The 26,902-nt window shown below is 72.6% G+C and carries 21 protein-coding genes; 6 read left to right on the top strand and 15 right to left on the bottom strand.

The genetic code is table 11. From position 1 onward, the window contains the following. The 4 genes from IF78_RS0119950 to IF78_RS0119935 all read right to left on the bottom strand — a co-directional run bounded on the left by IF78_RS0119950 (position 1) and on the right by IF78_RS0119935 (position 3,253). Positions 1-324, bottom strand: a complete 324-nt coding sequence (locus IF78_RS0119950) for a hypothetical protein (protein ID WP_051828040.1) — start codon at positions 322-324, stop codon at positions 1-3. A gap of 59 nt (positions 325-383) precedes the next feature. Then, complete coding sequence (locus IF78_RS0119945) at positions 384-1,646, bottom strand: CpaE/TadZ family protein (protein WP_031483681.1); 1,263 nt, start codon at positions 1,644-1,646, stop codon at positions 384-386. A gap of 9 nt (positions 1,647-1,655) precedes the next feature. After that, on the bottom strand, positions 1,656-2,363 hold the full coding sequence (gene cpaB, locus IF78_RS0119940) for a Flp pilus assembly protein CpaB (RefSeq protein WP_031483679.1): 708 nt from the start codon (positions 2,361-2,363) through the stop codon (positions 1,656-1,658). Positions 2,364-2,443: 80 nt separating this feature from the next. Beyond that, positions 2,444-3,253, bottom strand: coding sequence for a hypothetical protein (locus tag IF78_RS0119935; RefSeq protein ID WP_078662521.1), 810 nt, complete (start codon positions 3,251-3,253; stop codon positions 2,444-2,446). Between the two features lie 231 nt (positions 3,254-3,484). Here IF78_RS0119935 and IF78_RS0119930 point away from each other — a divergent pair, with 231 nt between their 5' ends. Next, positions 3,485-5,176: a chitinase gene (locus IF78_RS0119930; protein WP_031483675.1), complete on the top strand. Its 1,692-nt coding sequence runs from the start codon at positions 3,485-3,487 to the stop codon at positions 5,174-5,176. A gap of 12 nt (positions 5,177-5,188) precedes the next feature. Here the strand turns inward: IF78_RS0119930 and IF78_RS0119925 are convergent, their stop codons facing one another. After that, a complete protein-coding gene (locus IF78_RS0119925; RefSeq protein ID WP_031483674.1) occupies positions 5,189-5,644 on the bottom strand; it encodes a hypothetical protein in 456 nt (151 codons plus the stop codon). A gap of 130 nt (positions 5,645-5,774) precedes the next feature. Here IF78_RS0119925 and IF78_RS0119920 point away from each other — a divergent pair, with 130 nt between their 5' ends. Then, complete coding sequence (locus IF78_RS0119920) at positions 5,775-6,290, top strand: SigE family RNA polymerase sigma factor (protein WP_031483672.1); 516 nt, start codon at positions 5,775-5,777, stop codon at positions 6,288-6,290. Positions 6,291-6,352: 62 nt separating this feature from the next. Beyond that, positions 6,353-7,618, top strand: a complete 1,266-nt coding sequence (locus tag IF78_RS0119915; RefSeq protein ID WP_031483670.1) for a hypothetical protein — start codon at positions 6,353-6,355, stop codon at positions 7,616-7,618. On the opposite strand, the gene IF78_RS0119910 is transcribed toward IF78_RS0119915, so the two are convergent. The 4 genes from IF78_RS0119910 to IF78_RS0119895 form a co-directional block, all read right to left on the bottom strand. Continuing rightward, a complete protein-coding gene (locus IF78_RS0119910; protein WP_031483668.1) occupies positions 7,615-8,934 on the bottom strand; it encodes an Nramp family divalent metal transporter in 1,320 nt (439 codons plus the stop codon). The genes IF78_RS0119915 and IF78_RS0119910 overlap by 4 nt on opposite strands. Before the next feature lie 87 nt (positions 8,935-9,021). Next, positions 9,022-9,504: an ATP-binding protein gene (locus tag IF78_RS0119905; RefSeq protein WP_031483666.1), complete on the bottom strand. Its 483-nt coding sequence runs from the start codon at positions 9,502-9,504 to the stop codon at positions 9,022-9,024. 76 nt (positions 9,505-9,580) lie between these two features. Beyond that, the gene (locus IF78_RS0119900; protein ID WP_031483664.1) at positions 9,581-10,495 is read right to left on the bottom strand and encodes an MEDS domain-containing protein; all 915 of its coding nucleotides are present in this window, start codon (positions 10,493-10,495) and stop codon (positions 9,581-9,583) included. A 51-nt stretch (positions 10,496-10,546) separates the two neighbouring features. Continuing rightward, complete coding sequence (locus IF78_RS0119895) at positions 10,547-12,985, bottom strand: ATP-binding protein (protein ID WP_031483663.1); 2,439 nt, start codon at positions 12,983-12,985, stop codon at positions 10,547-10,549. 345 nt (positions 12,986-13,330) lie between these two features. Between IF78_RS0119895 and IF78_RS0119890 the strand changes: the two genes are divergently transcribed. Next, on the top strand, positions 13,331-14,683 hold the full coding sequence (locus IF78_RS0119890; RefSeq protein WP_031483661.1) for a M14 family metallopeptidase: 1,353 nt from the start codon (positions 13,331-13,333) through the stop codon (positions 14,681-14,683). Here the strand turns inward: IF78_RS0119890 and IF78_RS0119885 are convergent. The 3 genes from IF78_RS0119885 to IF78_RS0119875 all read right to left on the bottom strand — a co-directional run bounded on the left by IF78_RS0119885 (position 14,680) and on the right by IF78_RS0119875 (position 17,544). Continuing rightward, positions 14,680-15,267 carry a hypothetical protein gene (locus IF78_RS0119885; protein ID WP_031483659.1) on the bottom strand — a complete coding sequence of 196 codons (588 nt, stop codon included), beginning with the start codon at positions 15,265-15,267 and terminating at the stop codon, positions 14,680-14,682. The genes IF78_RS0119890 and IF78_RS0119885 overlap by 4 nt on opposite strands. 80 nt (positions 15,268-15,347) lie before the next feature. Beyond that, positions 15,348-16,913: an AAA family ATPase gene (locus tag IF78_RS0119880; RefSeq protein ID WP_031483657.1), complete on the bottom strand. Its 1,566-nt coding sequence runs from the start codon at positions 16,911-16,913 to the stop codon at positions 15,348-15,350. Between the two features lie 52 nt (positions 16,914-16,965). Then, positions 16,966-17,544 (bottom strand): hypothetical protein, encoded by a 579-nt coding sequence (locus IF78_RS0119875; protein WP_031483654.1) that lies wholly within the window; start codon positions 17,542-17,544, stop codon positions 16,966-16,968. Positions 17,545-17,619: 75 nt separating this feature from the next. Here IF78_RS0119875 and IF78_RS48485 point away from each other — a divergent pair, with 75 nt between their 5' ends. Further along, complete coding sequence (locus IF78_RS48485; protein WP_158751440.1) at positions 17,620-17,796, top strand: hypothetical protein; 177 nt, start codon at positions 17,620-17,622, stop codon at positions 17,794-17,796. A gap of 430 nt (positions 17,797-18,226) precedes the next feature. Here the strand turns inward: IF78_RS48485 and IF78_RS0119870 are convergent, their stop codons facing one another. Together IF78_RS0119870 and IF78_RS0119865 are read right to left on the bottom strand one after the other, a co-directional pair. Next, positions 18,227-20,002, bottom strand: a complete 1,776-nt coding sequence (locus tag IF78_RS0119870) for a hypothetical protein (RefSeq protein WP_031483652.1) — start codon at positions 20,000-20,002, stop codon at positions 18,227-18,229. A gap of 69 nt (positions 20,003-20,071) precedes the next feature. Next, on the bottom strand, positions 20,072-20,587 hold the full coding sequence (locus IF78_RS0119865; protein ID WP_031483649.1) for a hypothetical protein: 516 nt from the start codon (positions 20,585-20,587) through the stop codon (positions 20,072-20,074). A gap of 198 nt (positions 20,588-20,785) precedes the next feature. Here IF78_RS0119865 and IF78_RS0119860 point away from each other — a divergent pair, with 198 nt between their 5' ends. After that, positions 20,786-22,708, top strand: a complete 1,923-nt coding sequence (locus IF78_RS0119860) for a caspase family protein (protein ID WP_031483648.1) — start codon at positions 20,786-20,788, stop codon at positions 22,706-22,708. Here IF78_RS0119860 and IF78_RS0119855 read toward each other — a convergent pair. Next, on the bottom strand, positions 22,702-26,883 hold the full coding sequence (locus IF78_RS0119855) for a CHAT domain-containing protein (protein WP_031483646.1): 4,182 nt from the start codon (positions 26,881-26,883) through the stop codon (positions 22,702-22,704). The genes IF78_RS0119860 and IF78_RS0119855 overlap by 7 nt on opposite strands. Between the last annotated feature and the right edge of the window lie 19 nt (positions 26,884-26,902).

The following is a 26,902-nucleotide window of genomic DNA, read 5'->3' as shown; positions in this document are numbered from 1 at the left end:
TCAGTCCGTCTCCTCCTCTACGGCACCCGCGTGGCCCTCGACCTCGAACGGGAAGCCGATCGCGCCGGGGAAGAGGACGGGAACCTTCAGGCTGACGTCGGCGGTGACATAGCCGCCCCCGGTGGAGCAGGTCACCTCGCCGGCCCACGCGTCCGGAAGCTTCTCCAACCCGGCCTCCTGGCACGCCGCCTGCCGGCCGCCGGGGTCCGCCGCCGTCCCCGCCCGCACCGCTTCGTCCGCAGCATTCCCCGCGAGCGAGAACGTGTACCCCACCAGCACGAACTGCCACAGCAGCACCAGCGTGACGATGATCAGCGGCATCATGCCGAGGAACTCGACGGTGACCTGGCCTGTGTCCCCCCGCCGCCTGCGCCCCGGCCCCCTCACCGCCCCAGCTCCTTGCGCCGCCGGAACGTCAGCGCCGCCCGCTCCCCGCCCCGCGCCTTGTCGTTGCGCCGCTGAAGGGCCCCCTCCGTGCCCTTGACCAGCCCCAGCTCCCCGGCGAGCGCCCACAGGGCCTGCCGGACCGCCCCCTTGCCGTCCAGCTCGTGCACGCGGCCGGCGTCGACGGCGCCCTGGAGTTCCTTGTAGTTGGCGGGGATCGCGGTGGCGGCGATCGAGGTGCCGGTGATCTTCTGGATCAGGGCGGGCTGGATCTCCGCGCCGCGCGAGTACCGGTTGACGACGATCGTGGTCTCCTCCGCCTTGCGGATCTGCAGGCGGTCCCACATCCGTACGGTGCGCTTGGCGCCGCGGACGGCGACCACGTCCGGGGTGGTGACCAGGAGCGCCGTGTCGGCCATCTCCACGGCCGCCGCGCTCGCGCCGGTCAGCTGGCCGCCGCAGTCGATGACGACGACCTCGTAGCGGGAGCGCAGGGCGCTGACGATGTGGCGGGCGGCGCGGTCGGTGACCTCCTCGCCGCGCTCGCCGTCGCCGGGGGCGAGCAGCAGGGCGACCCCCGAGTCGTGCCGGAACACCGCGTCCGCGAGCACGCGCGGCGAGATGTCGTTGATGGCGGCGAGGTCGACGACCGAGCGGCGGAACTGGACGTCCAGGAAGGCGGCGACGTCCCCGGTCTGCAGGTCCATGTCGAGCAGGGCGGTGCTGCGGCCCGACGCCTGCGCGGCGAGCGCCAGCTGGATGGCGGTGAGCGTGGTCCCCACCCCGCCCTTGGCGCCGCTCACCGTCACGACGGTGCCGCCGACGCCGCTGAACACGTCCCCGCCGGCGCCCAGATGCCGCCGTACGCCCACCGACCACTGGGCCACCGCGTGGACGCGGCTGGCGAGCTCCTCGTAGTGCAGGGGCAGGGTGACCAGTCCCCGGGCGCCGTAGTCCATGGCGGCCTGGAAGAGGCCGGGGCCGGCGTCGGAGGTCACGAGGATGACGCCCACCGCAGGGAAGCGCAGGGCGACCTCCCGGATGAGCTCCAGGGCCGGGACGGGGCCGATGCGTTCGTGGACGACGACGACCTCGGGCAGTTCGTCGACGGACTCGGCGGCCAGGCGGGCGAGGGCGTCGACGAGCTGGGTGGAGTCGGTCACCGGGGCCACCGGCTCGGCGTCGGGGAGCTGGCTGAGCAGCGTCGTGAGGGACCGGACCGCGTCCGCGTCGCCGACGGCCGGGAGGATCCTCGTGGGCATGGGGGCCTCTCACTTGTCCTTGGCGAGTTCGTACGTGCGGTCCGTCGGGGAGATGTCGGACTCGCCGCCGGGTGCCACCAGGGCGAGCCGGACCTCGTCGGCGAACGACTCGGCGTAGGTGATGCGCTGGGCGTCGACGGCGGTCAGGGCGAAGGTGATCGGGACGGCCTCGGTGGTCCGGCGGGTGCGGTCGTCGTCGTCGGGCTCCAGCGAGGTCAGCCTGCCCACGTCGATGACCCTGGCGTTCTCCACGATGAGCTTGGACTGGTCGGGGTCGCCGTCGCGCTGCCCCTCGAAGGTGGCGTAGACGTTGACCTTTGCGCCCGGGGTGATCTTGCCGGCCACGCCGGTGGCCGCGTCGATCATGATGGCGATCTCCTGCTCGCCGGCCTGCAGGGCGGGCTGGTCGACGATCATGTCGCTCTGCAGCAGGGAGCCCTCACGCAGGTTCGTGACGGCGATCTTGCCCTGGATCTCGCGGAGGTCGGTGACCGCGTTCCTCGACAGCCACCGCTCGGGCATCTCGATCTTCTCGAACTGGCCCGCGCTGAGCGGGGTGTAGGGAGCCACGTCCCGCTTGAGCTGGTACGCGAAGACCTCGGGACCGACCTTGGACTTCACGTCGCTGATGACGGAGAGGACGCCGGCGAAGGCGCCGAGGGCGCAGACCACCGACAGGAGCAGGAGTATCACGCCGCGGCGCTGACGGGAGTTCATTGAACCGTACAACCTCATTGGGGGAATCGGTCGGGAGCGGTCGGGTGGGGTCGGGGCGGCCTCGGTGGGCCGGGGTCCGGTCAGCCTGCGCGGGCCGGTTGCTCGTGGGCGGGCGGGATGGCGGAGCAGAAGACGCAGCGGTCGCCGATGACGTCGATGCCGCACCAGTGACAGGAGTTCTGCCGTACGGAGGTGACCAACTGGTAAAGCACCGACAGGTCGGGCAGATAGGCGCAGAACTCGATCAGCTTGGACGTCCCCCACCAGGCCGCCGACTCGGCGGGCAGCGCCGCCTCGCGCAGGCCCTGCGCCTTCCAGGACGGGGCCAGGGCGGTGGTGACCCAGTCGGACTGGAGCTGTCCCTTGGCGAACAGCAGCGAGGTGCCGAACTCCGGGCCGTCGAGGGCGACCCCGGGGCCCATCCTGACCAGTTGCGGGTTCGGGTGGGCGAGGACGCCGAACTGGCTGCCCGGGACCCAGGACTTGGCATGCGACTTGAGGTCGACGGGGATGCGGTCGAGCTTGGCGACGGAGCCGAGCAGGGCCCCGGCGTGGATGTAGTGGGTGAGCAGCCGGCCGGCCGAGGCGAGGACGCCGGGGCTGAGGTCGCAGGAGGCCAGCTGCCGCAACTGGCGGGCGAGGACGGCGAGTCCGAGCGGGGGCAGTTCGGGGCGGAACAGGGCGATCCGGTCACTCTCCAGCAGGGACCGTACGGTGCGCAGCCGCTGCTCCACACTCCGGGGGACGGCCTGTGAGCAGACGACGACGACATGCCCGTGCTGCTCGATGAGCGTCTGCATGTCCGCCAGCGAGTGGTCCAGCGGCTCGCGGTCGAGGTCCCCGAGCACGACGGCGGGCACGGTTCGCTGGTCCTGCGCCGGCAGCGCCATGTCGGCGCTGGTCACGGCAATGGCAGTTGGCACGCGCAGCTCCCCGATGACTTCATTGCGTGACTGTCTCAGCACTGTATCCACGGCTCTGTGGCCGGAGAACAGCTTCTCTCCAGCCGAGAAGCAACTCCACTCGCCCAAGTCACGCCAAAACGGGGCAGGTTACGCACACGATTTCTCCACCACCGCAATCCCTTGACAGGCGAATTGGTCTGGACCAAGTTGTTCAACATGTCTCTTGTCATGTCCATACGCGGCAGATTCCGGGTGGTGGGCGCGGTCACCGCAGCCCTCGCCCTCTCCTTCCTCCCGGCGGGCCAGGCGTCCGCGGCGGACGTCAACAACGCCAGGAACGCCGGCTTCGAGTCCGGCCTGAGCAACTGGACCTGTTCGGCGAACAGCGGCACGACCGTCTCCTCCCCGGTGCACGGCGGCACGACCGCGCTCAAGGCGACCCCGGCCGGGCAGGACAACGCCCGGTGCTCCCAGACGGTGGCGGTGAAGCCCAACTCGTCGTACACGCTGAGCGCCTGGGTGCGGGGCGGCTACAGCTACCTGGGCGTGACGGGCACGGGCACCACCGACGTGTCCACCTGGACGCCCGACTCGACCGCCTGGAAGCAGCTGTCGACCACCTTCACCACCGGCGCCGCCACGACCTCGGTGACGGTGTACACGCACGGCTGGTACGGACAGGCCGCGTACTACGCGGACGACGTGTCGGTGTTCGGCCCCGACGGCGGCGGTGGCACCGACCCCTCCCCCACGATCCCGGGGGCGCCGAGCGGGCTCTCCGTGTCGGGTACTTCCTCGTCCTCGGTCTCCCTCGCCTGGAACACCGTCTCGGGTGCCACCGGCTACCACGTCTACCGCAACGGCACGAAGGTGACCGCGGTGACCGGCACCTCCGCGACGGTGACCGGGCTCGCGGCCTCGACGTCGTACTCCTTCCAGGTCACGGCGACCAACGCGGCCGGTGAGTCGCCGAAGTCGGCGGCGGTGACGGGGACGACCACGGCGGGCCCGGTGGGTCCGGCCCTGCCCAAGCACGCGGTGACCGGCTACTGGCAGAACTTCAACAACGGGGCGACGGTCCAGAAGCTCGCCGACGTACAGTCCCAGTACGACATCATCGCCGTCGCCTTCGCGGACGCGACCTCGACGCCGGGCGCGGTGACCTTCAACCTGGACTCGGCCGGGCTCGGCGGCTACACCGTCGACCAGTTCAAGGCGGACATCAGGGCCAAGCAGGCCGCCGGGAAGAAGGTCATCGTCTCCGTCGGGGGTGAGCGCGGCACGGTGACGGTGAACGACTCGGCGTCGGCGACGAACTTCGCGAACTCGGTGTACGCGCTGATGCGGGAGTACGGCTTCGACGGCGTCGACATCGACCTGGAGAACGGCCTCAACGCCACCTACATGACGCAGGCGCTGCGCTCCCTGTCGGCGAAGGCGGGCTCGTCGCTGATCATCACGATGGCACCGCAGACCATCGACATGCAGTCGACGTCGAACTCCTACTTCCAGACCGCGCTGAACATCAAGGACATCCTCACGGTCGTCAACATGCAGTACTACAACAGCGGTTCGATGCTGGGCTGCGACGGCAAGGTCTACAGCCAGGGCTCGGTGGACTTCCTGACCGCCCTGGCCTGCATCCAGCTGGAGGGCGGCCTCGCCCCGTCCCAGGTCGGGCTGGGCCTGCCGGCCTCGACGCGGGGCGCGGGCAGCGGGTACGTCTCGCCGACCATCGTGAACAACGCCCTGGACTGTCTGGCGAGGGGCACGAACTGCGGTTCCTTCAAGCCGTCCAGGACCTATCCCGACCTGCGGGGCGCGATGACCTGGTCGACCAACTGGGACGCGACCGCGGGCAACGCGTGGTCGAACGCGGTGGGGCCGCATGTGCACGCGCTGCCGTAGGCGCCGCCGGCCTCACCCCGTCGGACGGTAATGGCCGAGCACCCAGGCGAGCTGCGGGAACCACTCCTGCAGCCTCGTCCGGGGCTTGGCCTCCACCACGCACTCGTAGAACCGGCCGTCCATGTGGACCACGGCGACCATCAGGGCCTTGCCGTCCGGGCTCGCCTTGTAGTGGACGCTGCGGATCTCGGGCCACTGGAACTCGAGCGTGTTCCCGGACATCTCGAAGGCGACGCCGGACGCGTCGACGACGACCGCGTTGCGCTTGTCGACGGCCAGGAAGTCCGGGCCGGCCGGAGCCGGGTGGGGCGGGACCGGGGCGTACGGGGACTGCGGCGCGGGGGCGTACTGCGGCGCGGGCTGGTGCGCCGGCGGGTACTGCGGCGGCTGCGCGGGCTGCCCGGGCGCATACTGCGGTGGGGGTGGGCCGAAGCCCGGGCCGGGTGGGGGTGTGGGCTGCTCGGTCATTCGTGGGGTCCTCGGTCGATGTGCTCGCGGTGAGCTTTCTGCGTGCTGCGGTGAAACATTCTCCCTGCCCCACCGCATCAGTGAAGTGAGGACCTCACCAGCAGCCGGCGCACAGCAACAGGGGGAGCCGATGAGACAGGCCCGCGCGGACGAGTACGCGGAGTTCGCGGCGGCCAGGGCCGGCCATCTGTACCGGTCGGCCTGTCTGCTGACCGCCGGGGACACCCACCTCGCCGAGGACCTCGTCCAGGAGACCCTCGGCCGGATCTACGTCCGCTGGGGGCGCGTGTCGCGGGTGGGGAACCCCGCCGGGTACGCGCAGACCGTCCTCACCCGTGCCTTCCTCGCCCACCAACGGCGGCGCAGCAGCACCGAGCGGGCCACGGACGCGATTCCCGACCGCGCGGCGACCTACGGCGGCCACGGCGACCTGCCGCTGCGGCTGACCCTGCTCCAGGCGCTCGCCGGCCTGCCCGCCAAGGACCGGGCGGTGATCGTCCTGCGCTACTGGGAGGACCGGTCCGTCGAGGAGACCGCCGACGCGCTGAACGCCAGTTCCGCGGCGGTGCGGACGCGGTGCACGCGGGCGCTCGGGCGGTTGCGCCAGCTGTTGGGCGAGGACCTCGGCGAGTACGCGACGCCCTGACCCGCGGCCCCTCTACGACGACCCCGATCCCCACCCCGACCCTGAGAAACGGTGGTTTCGCCATGCCTGTGGAACACGACGAGGAGCACTTCGCGGGGCGGCTCAGTCACGCCCTGCACGACGCCGGCGACCGCTTCGACGCCGACCGGGCCGCGCTGGTCGCCGGCGGCCTGGTGCGGGGGCGCCGGCAGCGGCTGCGGCGGCGGGCCGCCGTGGTGGGCGGCGCGGCCGGGATCGCGCTGGTCGGCGTGGGCGGGGCGCTGCTGGCGCCGTGGGGCGGCACCCCGGCCCCGCGGCCGTCCACGTCCACGTCCGCCTCCAGCGTGGCCGGGCAGCCCTCCGGCACACCGTCCGCCGTGCCCCTGACGGGCCGCGAACTCATCGCGACACTCGAAGACCTGCTCCCCGAGGGAAAGTTCAGTGAGCAGCAGGCACGCGGCACCGAGGACTCGATGCCGGCGCCGTACGTCCGCCTCGTCTACGACGACGGCAAGGGCCCCGGGGCCATCGGCGTCAGCCTGAACCGGGTCAAGCCCGGCAGCGACCAGGCCCGCGAGACGACCGACTGTCCGGACAACGCGCTCGTCCCGCACGACAGCTGCGTCTCCACCAGGCTGTCCGACGGCTCGCTGCTCAAGCTGTTCCAGGGGTACGAGTATCCGGACCGGCGCGTCGACACCAGGCTGTGGTCGGCCGACCTGATCACGCCCAGCGGACAGCATGTCTCCGTCAGCGAGTGGAACGCCGCCGCCGAGAAGGACGCGCCGATCAGCAGGCCCGAACCACCGCTGTCCACAGCTCAGTTGAAGGAGCTGGTGACGGCGCAGGTGTGGCGCAAGTACGTCGAGTTCATTCCCGACGATCCCAGTAAGCCGACCGCGACGGTCACACCGCCGAGCGCCCCCGCCGAGCCGACCGTCGAGGCGATCCTGGGCACCCTGGTGCCGCTCCTCCCCGAGGACGCCGAGGTCGTCGACAGGGGCAGTGACTACTCGTACGTCGTCGTCGACGACGGCAAGGGCAGGAGCCTCGTCCAGATCGACGTCCAGCACGGCATGGGTGACGTCGCCGACGAGCTGTTCGGCTCCGGCTCCGAGACCCTGGCCGACGGCACCAAGGTCATCGAGCGGAAGGGGCCGGGCGACAAGGGCGTCGCGGGAGGCGCGATGTGGACCGTCGACACCCTGCGCACCGACGGCTTCCGTATCGCCGTGAGCGCCTTCAACGCGGGCACCCAGCACGAGGCACCGACGCGCGAGACGCCCGCCCTGACCACGAAGCAGCTCCGGGAGATCGCCCTCAGCCCGGAGTGGGACCAGTACCGCTAGAAGAAGTCCGCCCACGGCTGGTCCCAGATCTGCTTCACGCACAGGACCAGGAACAGCAGGCCCGCGATCGCGAGCATCGCGTTGCTCACCGGCCCGTTGCGCCACTCCCTCGGTGTGCGGGCGGAGTTGAGGAGCCAGATCAGGGTGCCGGCGAGGAAGGGGAGGAAGGCCGCGCCCAGGACGCCGTAGATGATGATCAGGCGGAAGGGCTGGCCCTGGAAGAGCAGGACGATGGGCGGGAAGGTCAGCCAGAGCAGGTAGGCGCGGAAGGGCCAGGAGCGCTCCCGCTCACCGGAGGCGACCTCCTCGCCCTTCAGCTCCTCCCGCCCCCGGTAGCGCGCCACGAAGTCCGCGAACATCAGGCTCACGCCGTGCCAGACGCCGATCAGCGAGGTGAAGGAGGTGGCGAAGAAGCCGATCAGGAAGAACTTGGCCGTCGCCGTGCCGTACTCGTCCTCCAGGATGTCGCCCAGCTGGATCAGGCCCTTGTCGCCGCTGGCGATGGCGATGTTCGCGGAGTGCAGCAGCTCGGCGCCGACGAACAGCATCGAGATGACGAAGATGCCGGTGGTGGCGTAGGCGACGCGGTTGTCGAGCCGCATGACCTTCATCCAGCCGGTGTTCGTCCAGCCCTTGGCGTTGACCCAGTAGCCGTACGCGGCGAGGGTGATGGTGCCGCCGACGCCGCCGATCAGGCCGAGGGTGTTGAGGATCGAGTCCTTCTCGTCGGGCAGGACGGGCAGCAGGCCGGCGAAGGCGTCCCCGAGGTTGGGCGTGACGCGGATCGCCAGGTACACCGTCACCACGAACATGACGCCCACCAGGACCGTCATGACCTTCTCGAAGACGGCGTACTTGTTGAACCAGACGAAGACCAGGCCGACCAGGCCGCAGGCGATGGCCCACCATTCGAGGTCCATCACGTCCGGGAACAGCGCCTGCAGCGGCAGCGCGCTGGACGACATCGCGGCCGCGCCGTAGACGAAGCCCCAGATCACGACGTAGCCGACGAAGAACCAGGTGGTCCAGCGGCCGAGGCTGGCCCAGCCGTCGAAGAGGGTGCGGCCGGTGGACAGGTGCCAGCGACCCGCCGCCTCGGCGAGGGAGATCTTCACCAGGCAGCCGATGATCGCCGCCCAGAGCAGGGTGTAGCCGAAGTTGCTGCCCGCGATGAGAGTCGCGACCAGATCGCCCGCGCCCACACCGGTCGCGGCGACGACGATGCCGGGGCCGATGTAGCGCCAACTGGACTTACGGGGACGGGAGTCCGTCTCGCCGACTGGTGATGCCGCTGTGTTTCCCGTGGTGTCCGCCATGAGCGTCAAGAAAGCGCAAAGGCGCCGACGGGACAAGAGGGCGTGCGCGATCTCCACTCGATGTGCTCACCGAGGTTTGGCGGGGCCCTACGACTGCCGCCGACAGCAGTCGTCGGACCCACACGTCCCGAGCTCGAACCACACCGTCTTGCCCGTCCCGTCCTGATGGCATCCCCAGCGCCGGGCGAGCGCGTCCACCAGGAACATCCCCCGACCGCTCTCCGAGCCCCCCGCGTCCAGCACCGTGGGAACGCGGCGACCCGCGTCCCGGACCTCGCAGCGCAGGATCCCGTGCGCGGCGAAGAGGGTGAGGCGGAAGCGGCTCGCCGAGTGCAGCAGGGCGTTGGTGGCCAGCTCGCTCACCAGCAACTCGGCCACGTCCGCCACGTCGTCCAGATCAGCGAGCCCCCATCCCTCCAACTGCCGCCGGACCTCCGCACGGGCCTCACGGACCGCGGAGGGACGGGGGTCGTACTCGACGCTCAGATGGCCGGCTCCCATGGGCGGTTGGGGATACGAGCCGTACTGGTGATCAGGATCAGGGAAGCGCGCCCCGGAGAGGTGCAGCATGGGTACAGGGTTGCGGATACGGGGGTACGGCCGCACGGGGAGGAATACCCGATTCCATACCTGCACCGGGACTCCGCTAGCCGTACTGCAGCCGTACGCTCGTCCCCTCACCCTCCGCACGCACATCGACGTACGCGCACACCTGCCGCGCGAACCACAGCCCCTGCCCGGGTTCCAGTTCCGCGCTCGGCGGCGGCACGAAGCCCGCGAGCGGGTCGTCGACGCGGCGGGGGGCGCGCAGTTCGGCGACGCAGGCCGGGGCCATGCCCCACAGCACGGCTCCGTCGAGCGGGCCGAGGGCCTCGGCCGCCTCGGTGACGGCCGTGGCGAACAACTCGGCGTCCGCGACGGCCAGTCCGCGCGTGCCCGCCCAGTCGCGTACGGCGTCGGCGGTGGGCGCCGGGCCGGGGAGCCGCTCGGCGTCGGCGGGAGCCGGTGGCAGTGGTACGGCGTCGAGTTCCGCGGCGACGCGGACCGGGTCCTCGTACACGTCCGTGTCGGGGTGGGCGCGGCGGGCCGCGGCGACGATGGCGGGGCCCGCGACGCGGGAGTCGTAGGCGCACAGGGCGGTCGTCGCGAGCGGGGCGAAGAGGAGGTTGGCGAGGGCCTCGTAGCGGATCCACTCGGCGGTCTCCCGAGGTGAGCGGCCCGCGCGGCCGCCCCAGTCGGGTTCCATGAGGAGATGGATACGGCCGCCGGGGCCGGCGTTCGCGGCGAGGTAACCGGCGCCCTGGGCGATCGCGTTGGCGGCGGAGCCGGTGTACCACTCGGTGTGCGGGACGAGACCGACGTCCTTGGCGTCGGTGCCGAGGGCGTCGCGCAGGAGGTCGAGGTTGCCGGGGGCGGCGATGGCCACCGGCGGGGGTTCGGCAGGGGCGGCGAGGGCTTCGGTGAGGAAGGGCAGGGCGGTGGCGAGGAACTCCTCGTCGGTGGCGTAGACGGCCATGCGGTGGTCGAAGGGGGACTGGGGCGGGGCGGGCTGGGGGGTCATGGGGGTGGGCTCTCCTTGGGAGCGGGGTGTCGGGTGTGCCGGTCGTGTGGCTCAGCGCTGGGCCGCCACCCAGGCCGCGATCTGGCTGCGGTTGCTGAAGCCGAGCTTGCCGAGGATGCGTTCCACATGGCCCTCGGCGGTGCGGCGGGCGATGATCAGGCGGTCGGCGATCTGCTGGTTGGCCAGGCCCTGGGCGACGAGTTCGGCGACCTCGGTCTCACGGCGGGTGAGGTGGACGCCGGTGGCGGGGTGGGGGGAGCCGGGTCTGCCGTTCGTCTGGCGGGGGCCGGTGGCGCCCGTCGTGTTCGTGACGCCGGTGATTACTGCGCTGAGTGTCCTGCTCGTGGTGCCCGGGGTGCCTGCCGGCCGCCGGGGCTGTCTGTCGTCGACCGCGTAGGCGACGGTCTCGGCGAGACCGAGTCCGGTGCCGTGGTCGTACGACCGTTGGAAGGCGGGTCCGTCAAGGGCCTTGCGGGCGCGGGTCTCGCTGTCCTGACGGGTCGCGTTGAGGGCCGCCGATCCCCAGCGGTCGCTGTCGATGCCGGACCAGGTGCGGTCGGCGGCGCCGAGCAGGACGGCCGCGCGGTCGTGGGCGCCGGTCTCCGTGGCGACGCGGGCCAGGAGGTCGAGGGTGAGGGCGATGCCGATGACGTCGTGGACGGCGAGTTTGAGACGCAGGGCCTCGCGGGCCTGGCGTTCGGCCCGCCGCCAGTCGTGCCGCACGGTGTGGGCGAGGGCGAGCATCCGCAGGACGTACGAGTGCACCCACTCCTCGCCGTGCCGTTCGCACATCCGCCGGGCCCGCTCACAGACCTCGACGGCACGGTCGGCCTCACCCAGGAAGCCCAGGGCACAGGCGAGTTCGACCTGGTCCAGGCCGTACAGGCTGAGGTGCTGGCCGGGGACGGGGCCGCGGGCGACGCTGGCCTCGAAGTGCTTCAGCGCGGTCGGGAGGTCGTCCAGGAACAGGGTGATGACGCCGATGGCGTACGCGGCGTGGGCCGCCTCGGCCTCGTCGGCCAGTTCGCGGGCCAGGGCGTGGGCGTCGCGGGCACGGGCGAGGCCGGCGGTGAGGTCGTGGGTGGCGGCGGCGAGGAGGCCGGCGATCCACAGGCCGCGGGCCCGTTCGCGGGTCGGCTCCGGGTTGGCGGCCAGGGCGCGGTCGAGCCAGTGGCGGCCCTCGCGGGGGGCGCCGCAGGCGTGCCAGTAGAACCACAGGGTGCCGGCGAGGCGCAGTCCGGCGAGGCGTTCGCCCGGGGTGGTGAGGCTGAAGTCGAGGGCACTGCGGAGGTTGTCCTGGTCGGCGCGCAGGCGTGCGACGATCTTTCGCTGGCCGGGTCCGAACCAGGCCTGCTCGCAGGCGGTGGCGCGGTGCAGCATCCAGTCCCGTTGGCGGCGGCGGGCGGCGGGCTCCTCGCCGGGGAGCCGGCGCAGGCGGTCCAGGCCGTAGTGGCGCAGGGTGTCGAGGAGGCGGTAGCGGATGCCGTCGGGGCCGTTCTCCCGGGACAGTACGGATTTGTCGACGAGGCCGGTGACGGCGTCGAGGACGTCGGAGGGTCGAAGGGGCTCCGCCCCCTGGACCCCCGTCGGCCCTGAAGACACCGCCTCCGCCGTATCCAGATCAAAACTGCCCGCCAGCACCGACAACCGCGCCCACACCAACCGCTCCCGCTCGGTGCACAGTTCATGGCTCCAGTCGACCGCCGCGCGCAGCGTCTGGTGGCGGGGCAGGGCGGCGGGGCTGCCGCCGGTGAGGAGGCGGTAGCGGTCGTCGAGGCGGTCGAGGAGCTGGTCGACGTCGAGGACGCGCATACGGACGGCGGCGAGTTCGATGGCCAGCGGGAGGCCGTCGAGGCGGCGGCAGAGGCGGGCGACGGCCACCCGGTTCGCGGCGGTCAGGCGGAAGCCGGGGACCACTGCGGCGGCCCGGTCGGCGAAGAGGGCGAGGGCCGGGTAGCCCTCGGGGGTGGAGAGGTCGCCGTCGGGGTCGGGGACCGGCAGCGGCCGTACGTCCAGGAGGTGTTCCTCGGTCAGGCCCAGGCGGTGGCGGCTGGTGGCGAGGATCCGTACGCCGGGCGTGCCGTGCAGCAGGGCGGCGGCGAGTTCGGCGCAGGCCGGCAGCAGGTGTTCGCAGTTGTCGATGAGCAGGAGCAGCCGGCGGTCCCGCACCCGCTCCACCAGCGCCTGCAACGGCGGCCGCGCGGAGTGGTCGTGCAGGTCGAGCGCGTCGGCGGCGGCCAGCGGGACGAGTGCCGGGTCGTCCAAGCCGGAGAGGTGCACGAACCGCACCCCGTCCGGGAAGGTGCGCCGTACGGCGGCCGCGATGCGCGCGGCGAGGCGGGTCTTGCCGACGCCGCCGGGTCCGGTCAGCGTGACCAGCCGGGTCCTCGCCAACAGCTCGCGTCCCGCGGCGAGTTCGCCACGCCGGTCGACGAAACTGGTCGTCTCGACCGGCAGCCGGTGGTCCCGTCGTGGCGCTGATCCGCCCATGATCAGCCGTTCCTCTGGGGTGTCGTCCGCAGGAGCCGGGGAGACGGAGGGTGCGGCGTTCCCCACCACTCCCGCCGCTCCCACCGCTCCCCCTTGCGCGGTTTCTCACCCTTCCCCGCTCCCGCGCCGCCCCGCACGTCCGGATCACACCCCTGGGTGGACTTGGTCCGGGACCACTCCGCACCGAGGGCGCACGCGTACACTGCGCGGCTGATTTCCGCATGGTTCTCGCCATCGATCAGCGAGTCACCCTTGACCTGCACATGCCATCGGCCCACCATGAGCGCCACACCCGCACCAGCACGTCGCACTGAACCCCACCCCCCACTCCCACAAGGAGAATTCATGCGACTCCGCATCCGCGGCTCAGGCGCTCGAAGCGGCAGACGAACCGCCGCACTCGCCACCCTGCTCGCCCTCGCCCTCGCGGCTCCCCTCTCCTCGAACGTGACCGCGAACGCCGACAGCGCCGCCAAGGCGGCCTCTTCGGCCGATGACGTCCGGCAGTACGAGGTCCACATGCACTCGACCGCCAAGGACCGCACGGCACTTCAGCGGACCGGCGTGACCGTCGACGAGGTCCACGGTCACGGCGTCGTCGTCTCCGGCCGCGCGGACCAGATCAAGAAGCTGAAGTCGCTCGGCTACGACGTCACCCCGCTCGGCGCGGTCCCGGACCGGTCCGCGGGCGAGGACGACGTACGCCTCTACGACTTCCCGTCGGGCGACTCGCGCTATCACAACTACGCGGAGATGACGAGCGAGATCAACTCGATCGTCTCGGCCAACTCCTCGATCGCGAGCCAGCGCGTCATCGGCACGTCGTACCAGGGACGGAACATCGTCGCGATCAAGATCAGCGACAACGTGGGGACGGACGAGTCCGAGCCTGAGGTCCTCTTCACCCACCACCAGCACGCCCGTGAGCACCTCACCGTCGAGATGGCGCTCTATCTGCTGCGCGAGCTGACCTCCGACTACGGCAGCGACTCCCGCGTCACCAGCATGGTGAACAACCGCGAGATATGGATCGTGCCCGACCTCAACCCGGACGGCGGCGAGTACGACATCGCCACCGGCTCCTACCGGTCGTGGCGCAAGAACCGGCAGCCCAACTCCGGTTCGTCGTACGTCGGGACCGACATGAACCGGAACTGGAACTACCGGTGGGGTTGCTGCGGCGGTTCGTCGGGGTCGCCGTCCTCGGACACGTACCGGGGTACGTCCGCCGAGTCCGCGCCCGAGGTGAAGGTGGTCGCCAACTTCGTGCGCAGCCGGGTCGTGGGCGGCGTGCAGCAGATCAAGGCGGGCATCGACTTCCACACGTACAGCGAGCTGGTGCTGTGGCCGTTCGGGTACACGTACTCCGACACCACGACCGGGATGACGGCCGACGACCGGAACGCCTTCGCGACGGTCGGACAGAAGATGGCGGCCAGCAACGGCTATACGCCGGAGCAGTCCAGTGACCTCTACATCACGGACGGGTCGATCGACGACTGGCTGTGGGGGTCCCAGAAGATCTTCGGGTACACCTTCGAGATGTACCCGTCGTCCAGCGGCGGTGGAGGGTTCTACCCGCCCGACGAGGTGATCGAGCGGGAGACGTCCCGGAACAGGGATGCGGTGCTGCAGTTGCTGGAGAACGCCGACTGCATGTACCGGTCGATCGGCAAGGAAGCCCAGTACTGCAGTTAGGACTCGCTGTCCTCGAAGTAGGCGTCGAGGACAGCGTCCAGCTGCTCGTCCCACTCCTTGAAGCGGCTCCTGGCCGTCGCCTCGATCTCGATCGGGTACCAGCGGCGGTCAGGAGTGTGCACCGTGACGGTGAATCGCTTCCCGAAGCGCGGGGACTCCGTCTCGACGGCGCCGATCTCGTCCCAGCGGAACTCGCACTCCTGGTCGTCCAGGGAGAGCCGTACGCCCTTGTGGTCGGCGACGATACGGGCCCGGCGGTCGGCGGCCTCGAAGACGGGGCCGTCGACGGGAGCCTCCTCGCCGTCCTCCGCGTCGGCTTCCCCGTCGTCGTCCGCTTGGTCGTCCGCGTCGTCCGCGTCGTCCTCCGCCACGGCCTCGACGTCCGTCGCCTCGGAGTCGGGGTTCTCGGAACCCGGGTCCTCGGATCCGGTCTCCGTCTCCTCGGCGGCGGCCTCCTCGGCGACGTCCTTCTCCTTCACACCCCCCGGCTTGGCGGACGCGGGCGAGGTGAGCCCAGGGATGAAGGCCGGGTCGAAACCGGCGCCTTCCAGAGGCTGGCTGCCTGAACCTATGCGCTGCTCCACAACGGGCAGTATGGCGGACGAGCCTGTGCCTTGGGGCGCCGGGGGCGGAAGCCGTCTCACGGTGCGGACGGGACGGGGCCTCACTCGTCCATGAAGACGATCCGGCGGGCGGGACCCGCGGAGCCGGCTGCCGTGCTGGTCGCCGTCCGGCCCGCCGGCACCGCGCGCTCGCGGCCCCAGGCGCGGATCTCCTCGATCTGCTCGGGGTTGACCCGGCTGAGCGGGACGGTGTTGGCGAAGGCGTCGAGCAGGAAGGACGGCTTCAGACGGTCGGCGCCGCCGCAGCGGTAGGCCTCCTGGCCGGCGTCGTGCAGGGTGGACTCGATGTCGGACCCGGCGAAGCCCTCGGAGAGGTCGACGAGGCGGTCCACCTGCTCCCGGTCGGGATCCGTCTTCAGATAGCGGCGGTAGTAGAGCTCGATGATCTCCTTGCGGTCCTCGCCGTCGGGCAGGTCCACGAAGAACAGCTCGTCGAAGCGGCCCTTGCGCAGCAGCTCCGGCGGCAGGCTGCGGATGTCGTTGGCGGTGGCCACGACGAACGCCCGGGACCGGGACTCCTGGAGCCAGAACAGGAACTGGCCGATGATCCGCTGCGGGACGCCGGACATGTCGTCGCGGCCCGCGAGGCCCTTCTCGATCTCGTCGATCCACAGGATGCAGGGCGCCACCCGGTCCGCCATGGCGAGCGCCTCCCGGAAGCGGCCCTCGGACTCGCCGAGGTACTTGCCGTGGATGCTGGCCATGTCGAGCCGGTAGAGCGGGAGCCGCCACTCGTGGGAGATGGCCTTCGCCGACAGCGACTTGCCGCAGCCGGGCACGCCCACGAGCAGGACGCCCCGGGGCGGCCGCAGTTCCGTGTCGCGCAGGTCGGCGTGCATCATGTCGTGCTTGCGGCGCAGCCACTCGCGCAGACTGGTCAGGCCGCCGACCGTGTAGTCGCTCTCCTTGAGGTGGACGCGCTCCAGTCCCGTGAGGTCGCTGAAGATACGGTCCTTGGCCTGGGCGAGCCCGAGGACGTCGCTCTTGAGGATGGAACCCTTGGCGGCGATGGTGGCCATGAGGTTGATGCACTCGGCCTCGGTGACGCCGCTGAGGAACTCGGCTGCGCGCCGGGCGTCGTTCTCGTCCCACTCGATGGGGATGTGGCCCTGGTGGTCGCTGAGGAAGCCGGAGAGCGTGCCGTACATCTCGTCGGTGTCCGGCAGGTCCAGGTGCAGGCTCATGCCGAGCCGTTGCAGACCGCTCCAGATCGGGGCATCGGTGATCAGGACGATGCTGCCCGAGTTGTTGTCGGCGAGCCGGGCGAGTTCGGCGATGTGCCGGGTGACGGGAGTGTCGTCCTCGAGGTGGTCGGGGTCGACGAACACCACGGTGGCGTTGGCGCGGCTGCTGAACTGCGCGGCGGCGAAGTCCATGGCTCCGGTCAGCGAACGGTCGTCGTGCACCGGGGCGTTGGTCCTGAGGTCACGCAGGCCGGTGGCCCGGGTGTAGATCCAGAACGGCATGCTGCTGCGGCGCGCCTGGGTGGCCGCCTCCCGCAGCAGCCGCAGGGCACGCTGCTGCTCGATGGTCCGCATGCCGATCACGGGCACTCGGGCGGAGATGTAGCTGTCGAGGTGGGCCAGGCTTTCGGTGAAGTTCGACATGCGGGCCTTCGGTGGCGTGGGCGGACGGCGTGTGTGCGGTGGGGATGCGGGGTCAGTCGGTGATCACCCGGCGGCGGGGACCGGCTGCCGGGGGCTGGGCCGCCCACGGGTCCGGGACGGCACTGGCCGCCGGGGTCTGCGGGGCGTCCGTGAGCAGGGCGGTGAGGGGGTTGTCCCGGAGGGTGCGGCGCCGTCGCTCCACCCAGCGCGGGTCGGAGCCGCCCGCGGCCGCGAGTCCGTCCAGGGCGCGTTCCATCTGGTCCTGCAGGTCCCTGATCTGACCGTCGACCAGTTCGGTGAACCGGGTACGGGCCGACTCGGGCAGCCCCGCGTGCCCGGCGAGCGCGCGCACCGACCGCAGCCCCTCCCTGGCCTGGGTCAGCGCCCGGCCCGCCGAGAACTCGTCCGGTGCCGCGGTCATCGCCGCCAGGAACCGGTCGGCCCAGGAGCGCAGCCGGGTGTCGAGGGCGTTCCCGAGGTGCAGCCCGAGCCGCTCCCAGGTCTCGCCGGGCCACTGCTCCTCGGCGAGCGCCGGCAGCGCCCCCGGGTCCACCGGTTCCTCGGCGGCCCACCGGCGCAGGAACTCCACCCAGGTCTCGTACGCCCCGCCATGCCCCCAGTACGTGCTCACGCCGTGCCACGGGGTCGACGTACGACAGTCTCACCGGGCGGCAGCGGCTCCCATTCCGGCAGCCCCTCGGCGATCTTGCGCACCCGACTGGTGACCCGCTCCCCGGCGGACCTGCGGGTGGCCCCCCACGGCGAGGCCGCACCGCTCGCCCCGGCGGCACCCCAGGGCGAGGGCGCGGGGGAGGCAGGCGCGGGGGCGCTGGGTGCGGGGACGCCGGGTGCGGGGGCGGCCGCGGGCACCTGCCCTGCGTAGGCCCGCCGGCCGGGGCCGGGCGCGGATGCGGGCGCGGTGCCTCCCGGGGCGCCGGCCGGAGGGGCGTAACCGGGCGCCGGGACCGAGCCGGGCGCCGGGGCTGCCGCGGGCTGCTGCCCGGCATAAGTCCGCTCAGCGGGACCGGATGCCGGTGCGGGCGCGGTGGCCGACGGGGCCGTGGACGGCGGACCGAAGCCGGGCGCGGGGCCCGAGCCGGGGCCCTGACCGGGGGCGGGCGCAGCGCCAGGAACGGACGGCTGACCGGGACCGGAGGCCGCACCGGGACCAGAGCCCTGACCGGAGACGGGTCCCGCGCCGGGCGCCGCCCCCGTGGGTGTCTCCGCCGGTGTCGCCCACTGGGGGTCGCCCGGCGGTCGGCGGGGCGGTGGCGGAGCCGATGCGTGGGCGGCGGGGTCCGGGCCGTTGGTGGTCATGATGCGTTGTCCTCCTTGCTGACGGTGCGGCCCTCGAACGGGGAGGCGCCGCCCCGCGTCGCGGTGGCCAGGGACTGGATCAGTTCCCGGCAGCCGGGCTCGACGCCGTCGGCGGTGCGCAACTTGGCGTTCCAGTCGGTGAGTTCGGCGGAGGCCGCCCGCAGATGGTGCAGCGACTCCTGCTTGGCCGACGCCAGGATCCCGCGGGCGTTCTGCTGGAGGCGCTGGGCTGCCTGGGCGCCGTTGTGCAGGATCAGCCCCCACACGCCGCCGGTGATCAGGGCGACCACCAGTGCGAACCCGAAGCTGAAGGACCCGACGACCACCAGGATGCCGAACAGGACCAGCGCGAGCGGCGTCGCCTTCTTCGCCCACGGAAAGGCGAAGGAGTCGATGAAGGGCCCCATGTGCTGGTCCCAGTGCGTGGACAGCGACCGCTCCAGGTCGGCCAGCGACTGGGTGAACGAGCCGGTCCACGGCGGCAGTTGGAAGGTCCGCGCGGCCACCGTGTACGCCGTGCCGAACCGCGCCTGCACATCCTGCGGCACCGCGGCCCGGTAGTCCCGGGTGAACTGGGCGTGCGCCTGCAGGAACCACTCCTGGCAGGCGGCGACGGCCAGCCGCTGGGTCGCGGGCGAGGTGCCGATCGCCGCCGGGTTGAGCGCCGCGGTGGTCTGCACGGTCAGATAGTCGAGCGTCTCGTCGTACGAGGCGGAGTCCGCGTCCGCCGACCTGCGCGCCTCGTCCAGATCGCCGCCGTGGTCGATGACCGCGTGGTTGAAGGCGAGTTCACGGCGCAGCGGCAGCTCCTCGTTGTCGTACTCGGACACGAGCCGGTCGAGGATGTCGTCGACGGCGTCCTCCAGCCGCTCGGACGGCTGGAACTCGCGGGCCATGATCGCCTGGTACTTGTCGAGCACCGCCTGCTGGGCGCGGGCCCGTCCGAGGACGGCGTCGAGCTGCGGCCACTGCGGGCTGACCTGGGCCAGCCGCGGGAACTCGGCGGCCGCGGACGGCTGGGCGAGGGAGTCGATCTCCTCGCGCCAGCGGGTGATCTGCCGCTGCTGGGCGTCCGCGCTGTCCATGAGCTGCTCGCGCCAGCCGGCCAGCGTGCTGTCGAGCAGTTCGCGGCCGGCGAGCCCGAACGCGCCCTGCGCGATGGACTCCAGGATGACCGCGAACTCCCGGCCGAGGGCCGCCGGGTCCTGGGCGATCAGATAGTGCCGCAGCCAGCGCACCGCCGCCTCCCGGCGGTCCTGGCGGCGCAGCACGAGGGCGAAGAACAGCGAGGTGCGGTCCGGCGAGCGGCGGAAGGCCTCCTCGACGGCCTTCTCGCACAGCGTGCGGTCGTCGGCCGACCAGGAGGCGAGTGCCACCAGGGCGGGCGCCAGCCAGTAGCGGGGCGTCTGGATCATCAGCTGGTCGCCGACGAGCCGGACGTTGTCCTCGGAGACCAGGCCCAGGTCGAAGGCCTGGAGCATGCCGACGGCGGTGCGTCGTACGGTCTTGTGGTGGCCGAACTCGTGGTCGACCTGGTCCTGGATCACGCCGACGCGGGTCTCGGCGCGCTGGACGTTGGCGGTGAGCTGGGCGGTCTTGACGAAGGCGAGGAATTCGTCGCGCAGTTCCTGCAGTTCGGTGCGGGTCTGCTGCTGGTTGGCCTCGACGGCCGAGACCTGGCCGGACACGGAGCCCACCTGCTCACTGAGCCGGACCACGAGGTTGCTGACCTGCTGCACCTTCTGGTGAAGGGCGTAGTCCACCTCGGACATGCGGTTTCTCCGATCAGACGTGCGATGTCAGGGACGGGCGTGTGTGGGGGCGTCGGGGACGGGCGTGCCTCAGGGGCGGACGACCGTCCCGTCGTCGAGGACCGGCAGGAGCAGGCCCCCGGAGTAGACCTCGACGAAGGCGTAGCCGCCGGAGCGCACCAGCATCCGGGCGCCCGCGAACGGTTCGGGCACCTGGTCGGTGGGGGCGAAGTGGCGGACGATCACCTGGAAGAGGTCGAGCTGGTGGTCGACGTAGGGCGGGCCGAGGTAGCAGCGGGCGAGGAAGCCGAGCGGGATCTCGCCGTAACTGGCCTGGTACTGCTCGCCGATCCACTCGGCCAGCTGCCGGCGCGCGTTCTCGTCCAGGCCCGCGTCGAGGCGGCCCACCGCGTCGCGCAGTTCCCGCGGGCGCGGAGCGAGGCGCTCGCGGCGCAGCGGGGCGGCGGGGCCCGGTGCGCCGACGGCGCGGCGCGAGGTGCCCGTCGTGAGGTTCTGGCCGGTGCCCCGCAGGACGTCCGACGAGGTGGAGGGTGTGCCGGCGCCGCCCGGCTGCACGATGCGTCGAGGCCGCTCGAACTGGCCCATGTCTCCCCCGACTTGAGTTCCAGCGCGGTCCGCAGTTCTGGGGCGTTCCGCGAAAGGTGAAGAATAGTGACGTCAGGTCAATAGTGCGACCGGATCGGCCGCTTGACACACCCGCGACCGGTTTCGGGTCAGGATCCGCCCCGGCTCCGACCAGTTCACTCACGTCGCGGGGCCGCCCGGGGTGTCAGACTTCCCGCCATGGGGTCGATCTACGCGTTCATGGCGGGTGTCAACGACTACCCGTCGCACATCGCCACGCCGCTCACGGGCTGTGTCAACGACATCCGCGAGGCCCGGCGGCTGCTGGCGGAACGGACCGGGGGCGCCGCCGAGGTGCGGACGGCGCTGGACGGCGAGGCGACGGTCGGGGCCGTCGAGGACGGGATCCGTGGGTTCCTCGGGTCGGCCGGGTCCGGGGACACGGCGCTGTTCTGGTTCTCCGGGCACGGCACCCGGCGGATCGCCACCGGCGCGGATCTGCTCATCGAGGCGACGGGCTGGAACCAGGCGCTGGTCTGCGCGGACGGTCCGCTGCCCGACAAACGGCTCGGCGTGCTGCTCGACGAGGTGGCGGCGCGCGGGGTCACCGTGGTGGCGGTCCTCGACTGCTGCTACTCCGGGGGCGCGACGCGCGAGGACGACCTGGTCCCGGCGGGCCTGACCGCCCGGTTCGCGCCGCCTCGCCCCGAGTGGGCGGCGGTGCGGGACGCGGTGGCGCCCGAGGGGCCCGCGCGGCATCTGCTGCTGGCCGCGAGCCGGCTCGACCAGCTGTCGTACGAGGACTTCTTCGACGGCCGCCGGCACGGCATGTTCACGCACGCGCTGCTGAACGCGGCGCGCACGGCGGGCCCGGACGCCACCTACCGGCAGCTGCTGGCGGCGGCCGACGCCCGGGTACGGCGCTCGGGCGGGCGGCAGCAGCCGGTGCTGTACCCCGAGGCGCCGGGCCCCGCCGATCTGCCGTTCCTCGCGGGCGCGGTGGCGGGCACGGCGAGCGAGCATCTGCTGCGGCGCGGGCCGGACGGCTGGGAGGTGGACTGCGGCACCGGTCACGGGCTGCGGGACGGCGCGGGCGCCGAGGGCACCCGGTTCGCGGTCGTGGGGGACGGCCCGGACGCGGGTGCGGTCGTACGGGCCCGGGTGGTGCGGGCCGACCGGTCGCTCGTGGACCCGGTGGACTGGACGCCGGACCCGGAGCGGGTCTACCCGCTGGCCCTGACCGCGCTGGCGTCGGCGCCCGCGACGGTGAGCATCGAGGGGCCGCACGGACAACTGCGGGCCGCCGTCGGGTCGTACGGCGCCGGAGGCGGGCCCGCGCCGCTCGTGCGGGTCGTCGAGACCCCGCAGGAGTACGGCGACCCGCACTTCCGGGTGGTCGTGGCGGACGGCACGGCACAGGTGCTGGGCCGGGACGGGACGGCGTTCGTCGAGCCGCTGCGGTTCGAGGACGGCATGACCCCCGGCGGCGCGCGACACATCGTCGACTGCCTGACGCACCTCACGCGCTGGCATCGGCTGCGGGATCTGACCTCCCGTCCGTCGGTGCTGGACAACCAGGTGCGGGTGGAGGTCGTGCCGTGGCACACGCCCGACGGCCCCGCGCTCACGCCGGACGGCAGGGGAGAGATCGTCTGCGCGTACGGGCCGCAGGACGCGGGCGGCCCGCGCGAGCCCTGGGTCTCCATCCGGCTGCACAACCGCTCGCAGCGCCCCCTGTGGTGTGTGCTGCTCGACCTCACCGAGAGCTACGCCTCGGACCCGGCGCTGTTCCCGGGCCACTTCATCGGCCCCGGGCAGACGGGATACGCCCTGGACGGCGATCCGGTGCAGCTCTTCCTGCCCGAGTCGCGGCCCGCCGTGCCCGGCGCGGAGGTCCGGGACTGGCTGAAACTGATCGTCGCGGAGGGCGAGTTGAACACACTGCCCTTCCAGCTGCGGGCCTGGGACCCGGTGGCGCCGCCGGGCAGCCGCGACCCCGGCGAGGGGGACGACGGGGTGCTCCGGTTCGACGGCGTTCCACGCCCCTCGCGTGACGCCGGGCGCGTCCCGGGCGGCACCGCAGGGCGCTGGAGCACCCGCACCATCGCCCTGCGGACCGTCGTGCCCCCGGCGGCCTACTGACCGAGATGGGTGAAGCCCGCCCAGGAGCTGAGGTCGTCCGGGTCGATGCAGCGGGCGCGCTCGGCGAGACGTTCGGGCAGGTCGGCGGGGAGTTCACGGGCCGGGTCCAGCATCCACAGCTGGGCCCGGCGCAGGGCGCGCGCGGGCGGCTCGCCCTCGGTGCGCAGGTAGTGGTGGGTCAGGAACATCAGCACCGAGGTCGCGTCGTCCGGCACGGGCCACAGCGACCCGACGACGGACCGCGCTCCGGCCACCAGGAAGGCGGTGGCCAGACTGTAGGCCTCGTTGTACCCGCGCCCGGAGACATGACTGCGGCACGCGGCGAGCAGCACGAGCCCGAGCCGCCCCCGCCCCGCGCCGCCGACGGCCTCGGTCAGCTCCTCGGCCGCCAACTCACCGCCGTGCAGCGAGAGATGGGCCGTGCGCCGGGCGTCCCGCGCGATGGCGGCATGACAGGCGAGATGCAGTACGGCCCCTTCCTCGACGCCTTCCCCTGGGCCTCCTTCGGCACCGGGACCGCCGTGCGTCAGCCACTGCAGCACCTCCCCTGGCGTCCCCGTCCCGTCCGCCTCCCCCGTCTCCCGGCGCCCGAGGAAGCGGCCCCGCGGATAGAAGACCCGCTGGACCGCGTCCGCCTCCTCGCCCGCGTACCGGAGGTCTCCGGTGGGGTTGCCCACGACGAGGGCGGCGCCCGAGTGGTCGACGGCGGGGCGGGCGGCGACGTCGCACAGGAGGCGGGCGGAAGCGGCGTAGGAGATCTCCGCCTCGTGCAGCGCGTACCGGCGTCCGTCGTCCGGGCCGCCCCACGCGGCGTGCCAAGGGACGAGGCTGAGCGTGTCCATCGGTATGAACACCAGCCGGGGCACGCGTCCGGTGCGCGTGGCGAACATGTCGAGCAGCGGCCGCATCCCGGCGTACCAGGCCCAGCCGCACAGCCTGTCGAGACGCTGCCGCAGCGACGGGCCCGCGGCGGCGGCCGACGTGTAGCCGGGTACGGGCCCCATGTCGCGGCCCGCCGCGCCGCCCGCTGCCGCCGCGTACTCCCGCAGCGGCGCCGCGTCCGCCCTCAGGGTCGGCAGCGGGACTGAGTGGACCGCGCCCGTGGAGGTGACGACCACAGCGGTGCCGGGGGTGTCGTCGGTGACGGGGACCAGGTAGACGAGGGCGTCCTTGCGGAGCGTGCGCAGGGCCGTGCCGATCTCGTCGGGGGACGGCGGGTCGAGGAGGCGGTCCTGGACGGAGTCGGTGCCGGTGAGGGCGGCCAGCACGCGGCGGCGCAGGCTGCTGGGGACGCTCTGGGGCGCGCGCATCGCGGCGAGCGGGTCGGCCGGTTCGCTGCCGAGGCCCGCGGCGTGCCACTCCTCGGCGAGGTCGTCGCGCCCGGCCGCGACGAGGCGTTCGGGCACGGTGCGGGAGGTGGTGGCGGCGTGCAGGACGAGGCCGCGGCAGGCGTCCAGGGCCCGCACGGCCTCCTCGGCGGTGCCGTCGCGCAGACACCATCCGGCGACCTCGAACGCCGTGTCGGTGGCCTCCCGTACGGCCTGCGCGGCGTGTTCGGTGCCGGACTGCAGCAGCGCGGCCCAGGCGTGGCCGCGCAGGGCGTCGAGGCCGGTGCGGCGGCCGGCGGCGCGGTCGTCGCGGCTCAGCTCGCCGCGGGTGCGGTAGGCGCGGCCGAGGGCGAGACCGGCTCCGGCGTAGAGGCGGTGCTCGGGGCCGCCGGCCAGGTCGAACGCGGTCTCCAGCAGGGCGATGCCGCGGGTGAGGTGGCGGGTGCGGGCGGCGGGCAGGCGTTGCATCTCGGCGAGCGCGCAGTGGCTGCTGCCGAGGCAGTGGGCGTAGCGCAGCTTGCTGTCGCTGCCCTCGTCGACCAGGTCGTAGGCCTCCTGGAGCAGTTCCATGGCCTCGGCGAGCATCTGGGGGTCCCGCGCCTCGCTGGCCCGCACGCAGCGGGTGATGCCGTTGTCGCCGAGCACCCAGGCCCGGTGGTCGCGGGGCAACTGCTTGGCGGCGCGCCGCAGTTCGAACAGGGACGGCCGGCCGACGAGGGGCGGCGCGGGCGGTGCTCCGAGGGTGCGGGCGAGACGGTCGCGGGCCGAGCGGGCGTTCTCCAGGTGGGTCCACAGTTCGACGCGGGAGTGGTCGTCGGGGTCGAGGGTGGCGTGGGCCGCCTGAAGGTCGGCGAGGTGCCGGTCGGTGGCGGCCAGGTCGCCGCGCTGGGCTGCGGCCACGGCGTCGAACGCGGACTGCTGGGCCGCCATGACCTTGCGCAGATGCGGGGTGAGCGCGGGGTTGTCGCGCAGCTTCCCCCACATGGCGGCGGCGGCCTCGATGTCGTCGCCGGCGCCCGCGGTCTGCCCCCGGTGGTGGGTGGCGGCGATCCGGGCCAGGTCGATGCCATGCCCGAGGCGCTGGTCGCCGCCGTTCGGGTCGGCCGCCTCCTCGGCGCGGGCGAGGTGGTCGAGGACCTCGTCCATGCCGCGGCCCGTGCCGGCGAGTTCCTCACGCAGCCGCACCGTGGCGACGACGGCATGGGCCCTGCGCTGCCAGACCGGGTCGTCCTCGCCGTAGGAGAGGGCGCAGTCGATCAGCTCCTCCTTCTGCTCGGCGGGGATGTGGGTGCCGTGCGGGTCGAGGAGCATGCTGTGCGAGAGCAGGGCGACGGCGAACCAGGCCCGGTCCCGCCCCGGCTCCAGTTCACGGAAGCGCGCGTAGCCGTGGTCGAAGCCCTCCCCCAGCCGGCCGACGCCGCCGAACGACTTGAAGATGCCGGGGAAGTCCTCGCTGGTGTCGCTGAAGTCGAGGAAGCCACGCCCGGACTCGAGGTCCCTCAGCATGGCGAGGTAGGCCTCCCGGGCGTCGTCGGTGCTCATTCCCGCCGGGACGCCTGCGCCCGCCTCGGGCGCGATGCCGTGCGTGTCCTCCAGGATGATCCAGGCCCAGGCTCCCATCATCCGGGCGAGCTGACGCATCCCGTCGTCGAACGCCTCGTCGGCGAGGACCAGCCCCGCGGCCTCGGCCACGTCGTGCAGGCGGCCCGGGTCGGGATCGTCCCGGTAGCGGCTCTGCTGGAAGACGCCGAGGAACAGGGCGGTGGTGGTGACCGGGCCGTCGCGTTCGGGCACCCACTCGTCGACGGCCTTGCGGATCAGGGCGATCGCCCGGTCCTGGGCGGCCCCGTCACCGCGGACGCCGCCGCGTTCGAAGAGCAGCCGGCCGAAGGTGTCCAGGTACAGCGGCAGCAGCCGGTCGACGTCGGCCGGGTCGGCGAGCAGCCCGGCGAGCTCCACCTCGGCGGCGGCGGCCTGCGCGTGGTCCTTCCAGTGGGCCCAGATGGTGGCGCGGACGAAGACCGCGCGGATCTCGGCCTCCCAGGCCCAGGAGGGCGGCGTACCCGTCGTCCGCCGGACCTCGAGCAGCGCGGCGCCGAACTCCTCCCGTGCCCGCTCCAGTTCCTCCCGGTCCTGGGTCATCCGGCCGTGCGCCATCAGCGCGAGGCCGAGGCTGTGCCGCAGCAGCGGCACATCGGCGCCGGGCAGGCCGGCGTCCAGCGCGGCGCCGTAGTGGCGGGCCGCGGCCTCGGCGTCCGCCGGGTCGGAGCGCAGCTCGACGCGCTCCAGGTGCAGATAGCCGCGCGACACCATCAGGTCGACGGCCTCCTCGCTGCCGGGTTCCAGGGTGCCGGCGGCGTCCTCGTGCAGCCGCAGCGCCTCGTCGAGGAGTTCCAGGCGCCGCTGGGCCGGCCCCTCGCAGCCCATGTAGCGCTGCTTCGCGCAGGCCGCGAGGAGTTGCCGGGCCAGATCGCGTACGAGGTCGTGGTAGTCGTCCCCGTCGTCCAGGCCGGACACCCCGTCCCGCAGCAACTCCCACATCTGCTCGCGGAGTTCAGGGCTCGGGTCGGCGTCGTACTGGAAGGCCCGGACATGCCCGTAGAAGATCCGCCAGGCCGCCCAGTCCCCGTCGTCCCCCGGTGTCCGGAAGGCGAGCGCGAACGCCTCGGCGGCCAGCCTCAGGTCCTCCTCGCCGCCTTCCATCACCAGCAGGCGGTAGCTGAGCTCGCCGACCAGCCCGCACAGGGCGGGCGCGTCGGGGTCGTCGGAGGCGGTGTCGGCGAGGGTGTCGAGGAGTTCGTCGCGCCGGGCGCGGACTTCCTCGGCGGTCGGGTTCAGGTCGGTCACGGTGCGAGCATTCCAGGAA

The organism is Streptomyces bicolor, from assembly GCF_000719285.1.
Lineage (GTDB): Bacteria > Actinomycetota > Actinomycetes > Streptomycetales > Streptomycetaceae > Streptomyces > Streptomyces bicolor.
Note: the sequence above shows the minus strand (reverse complement) of the source record. Positions and strands in the feature narration are given on the sequence as shown.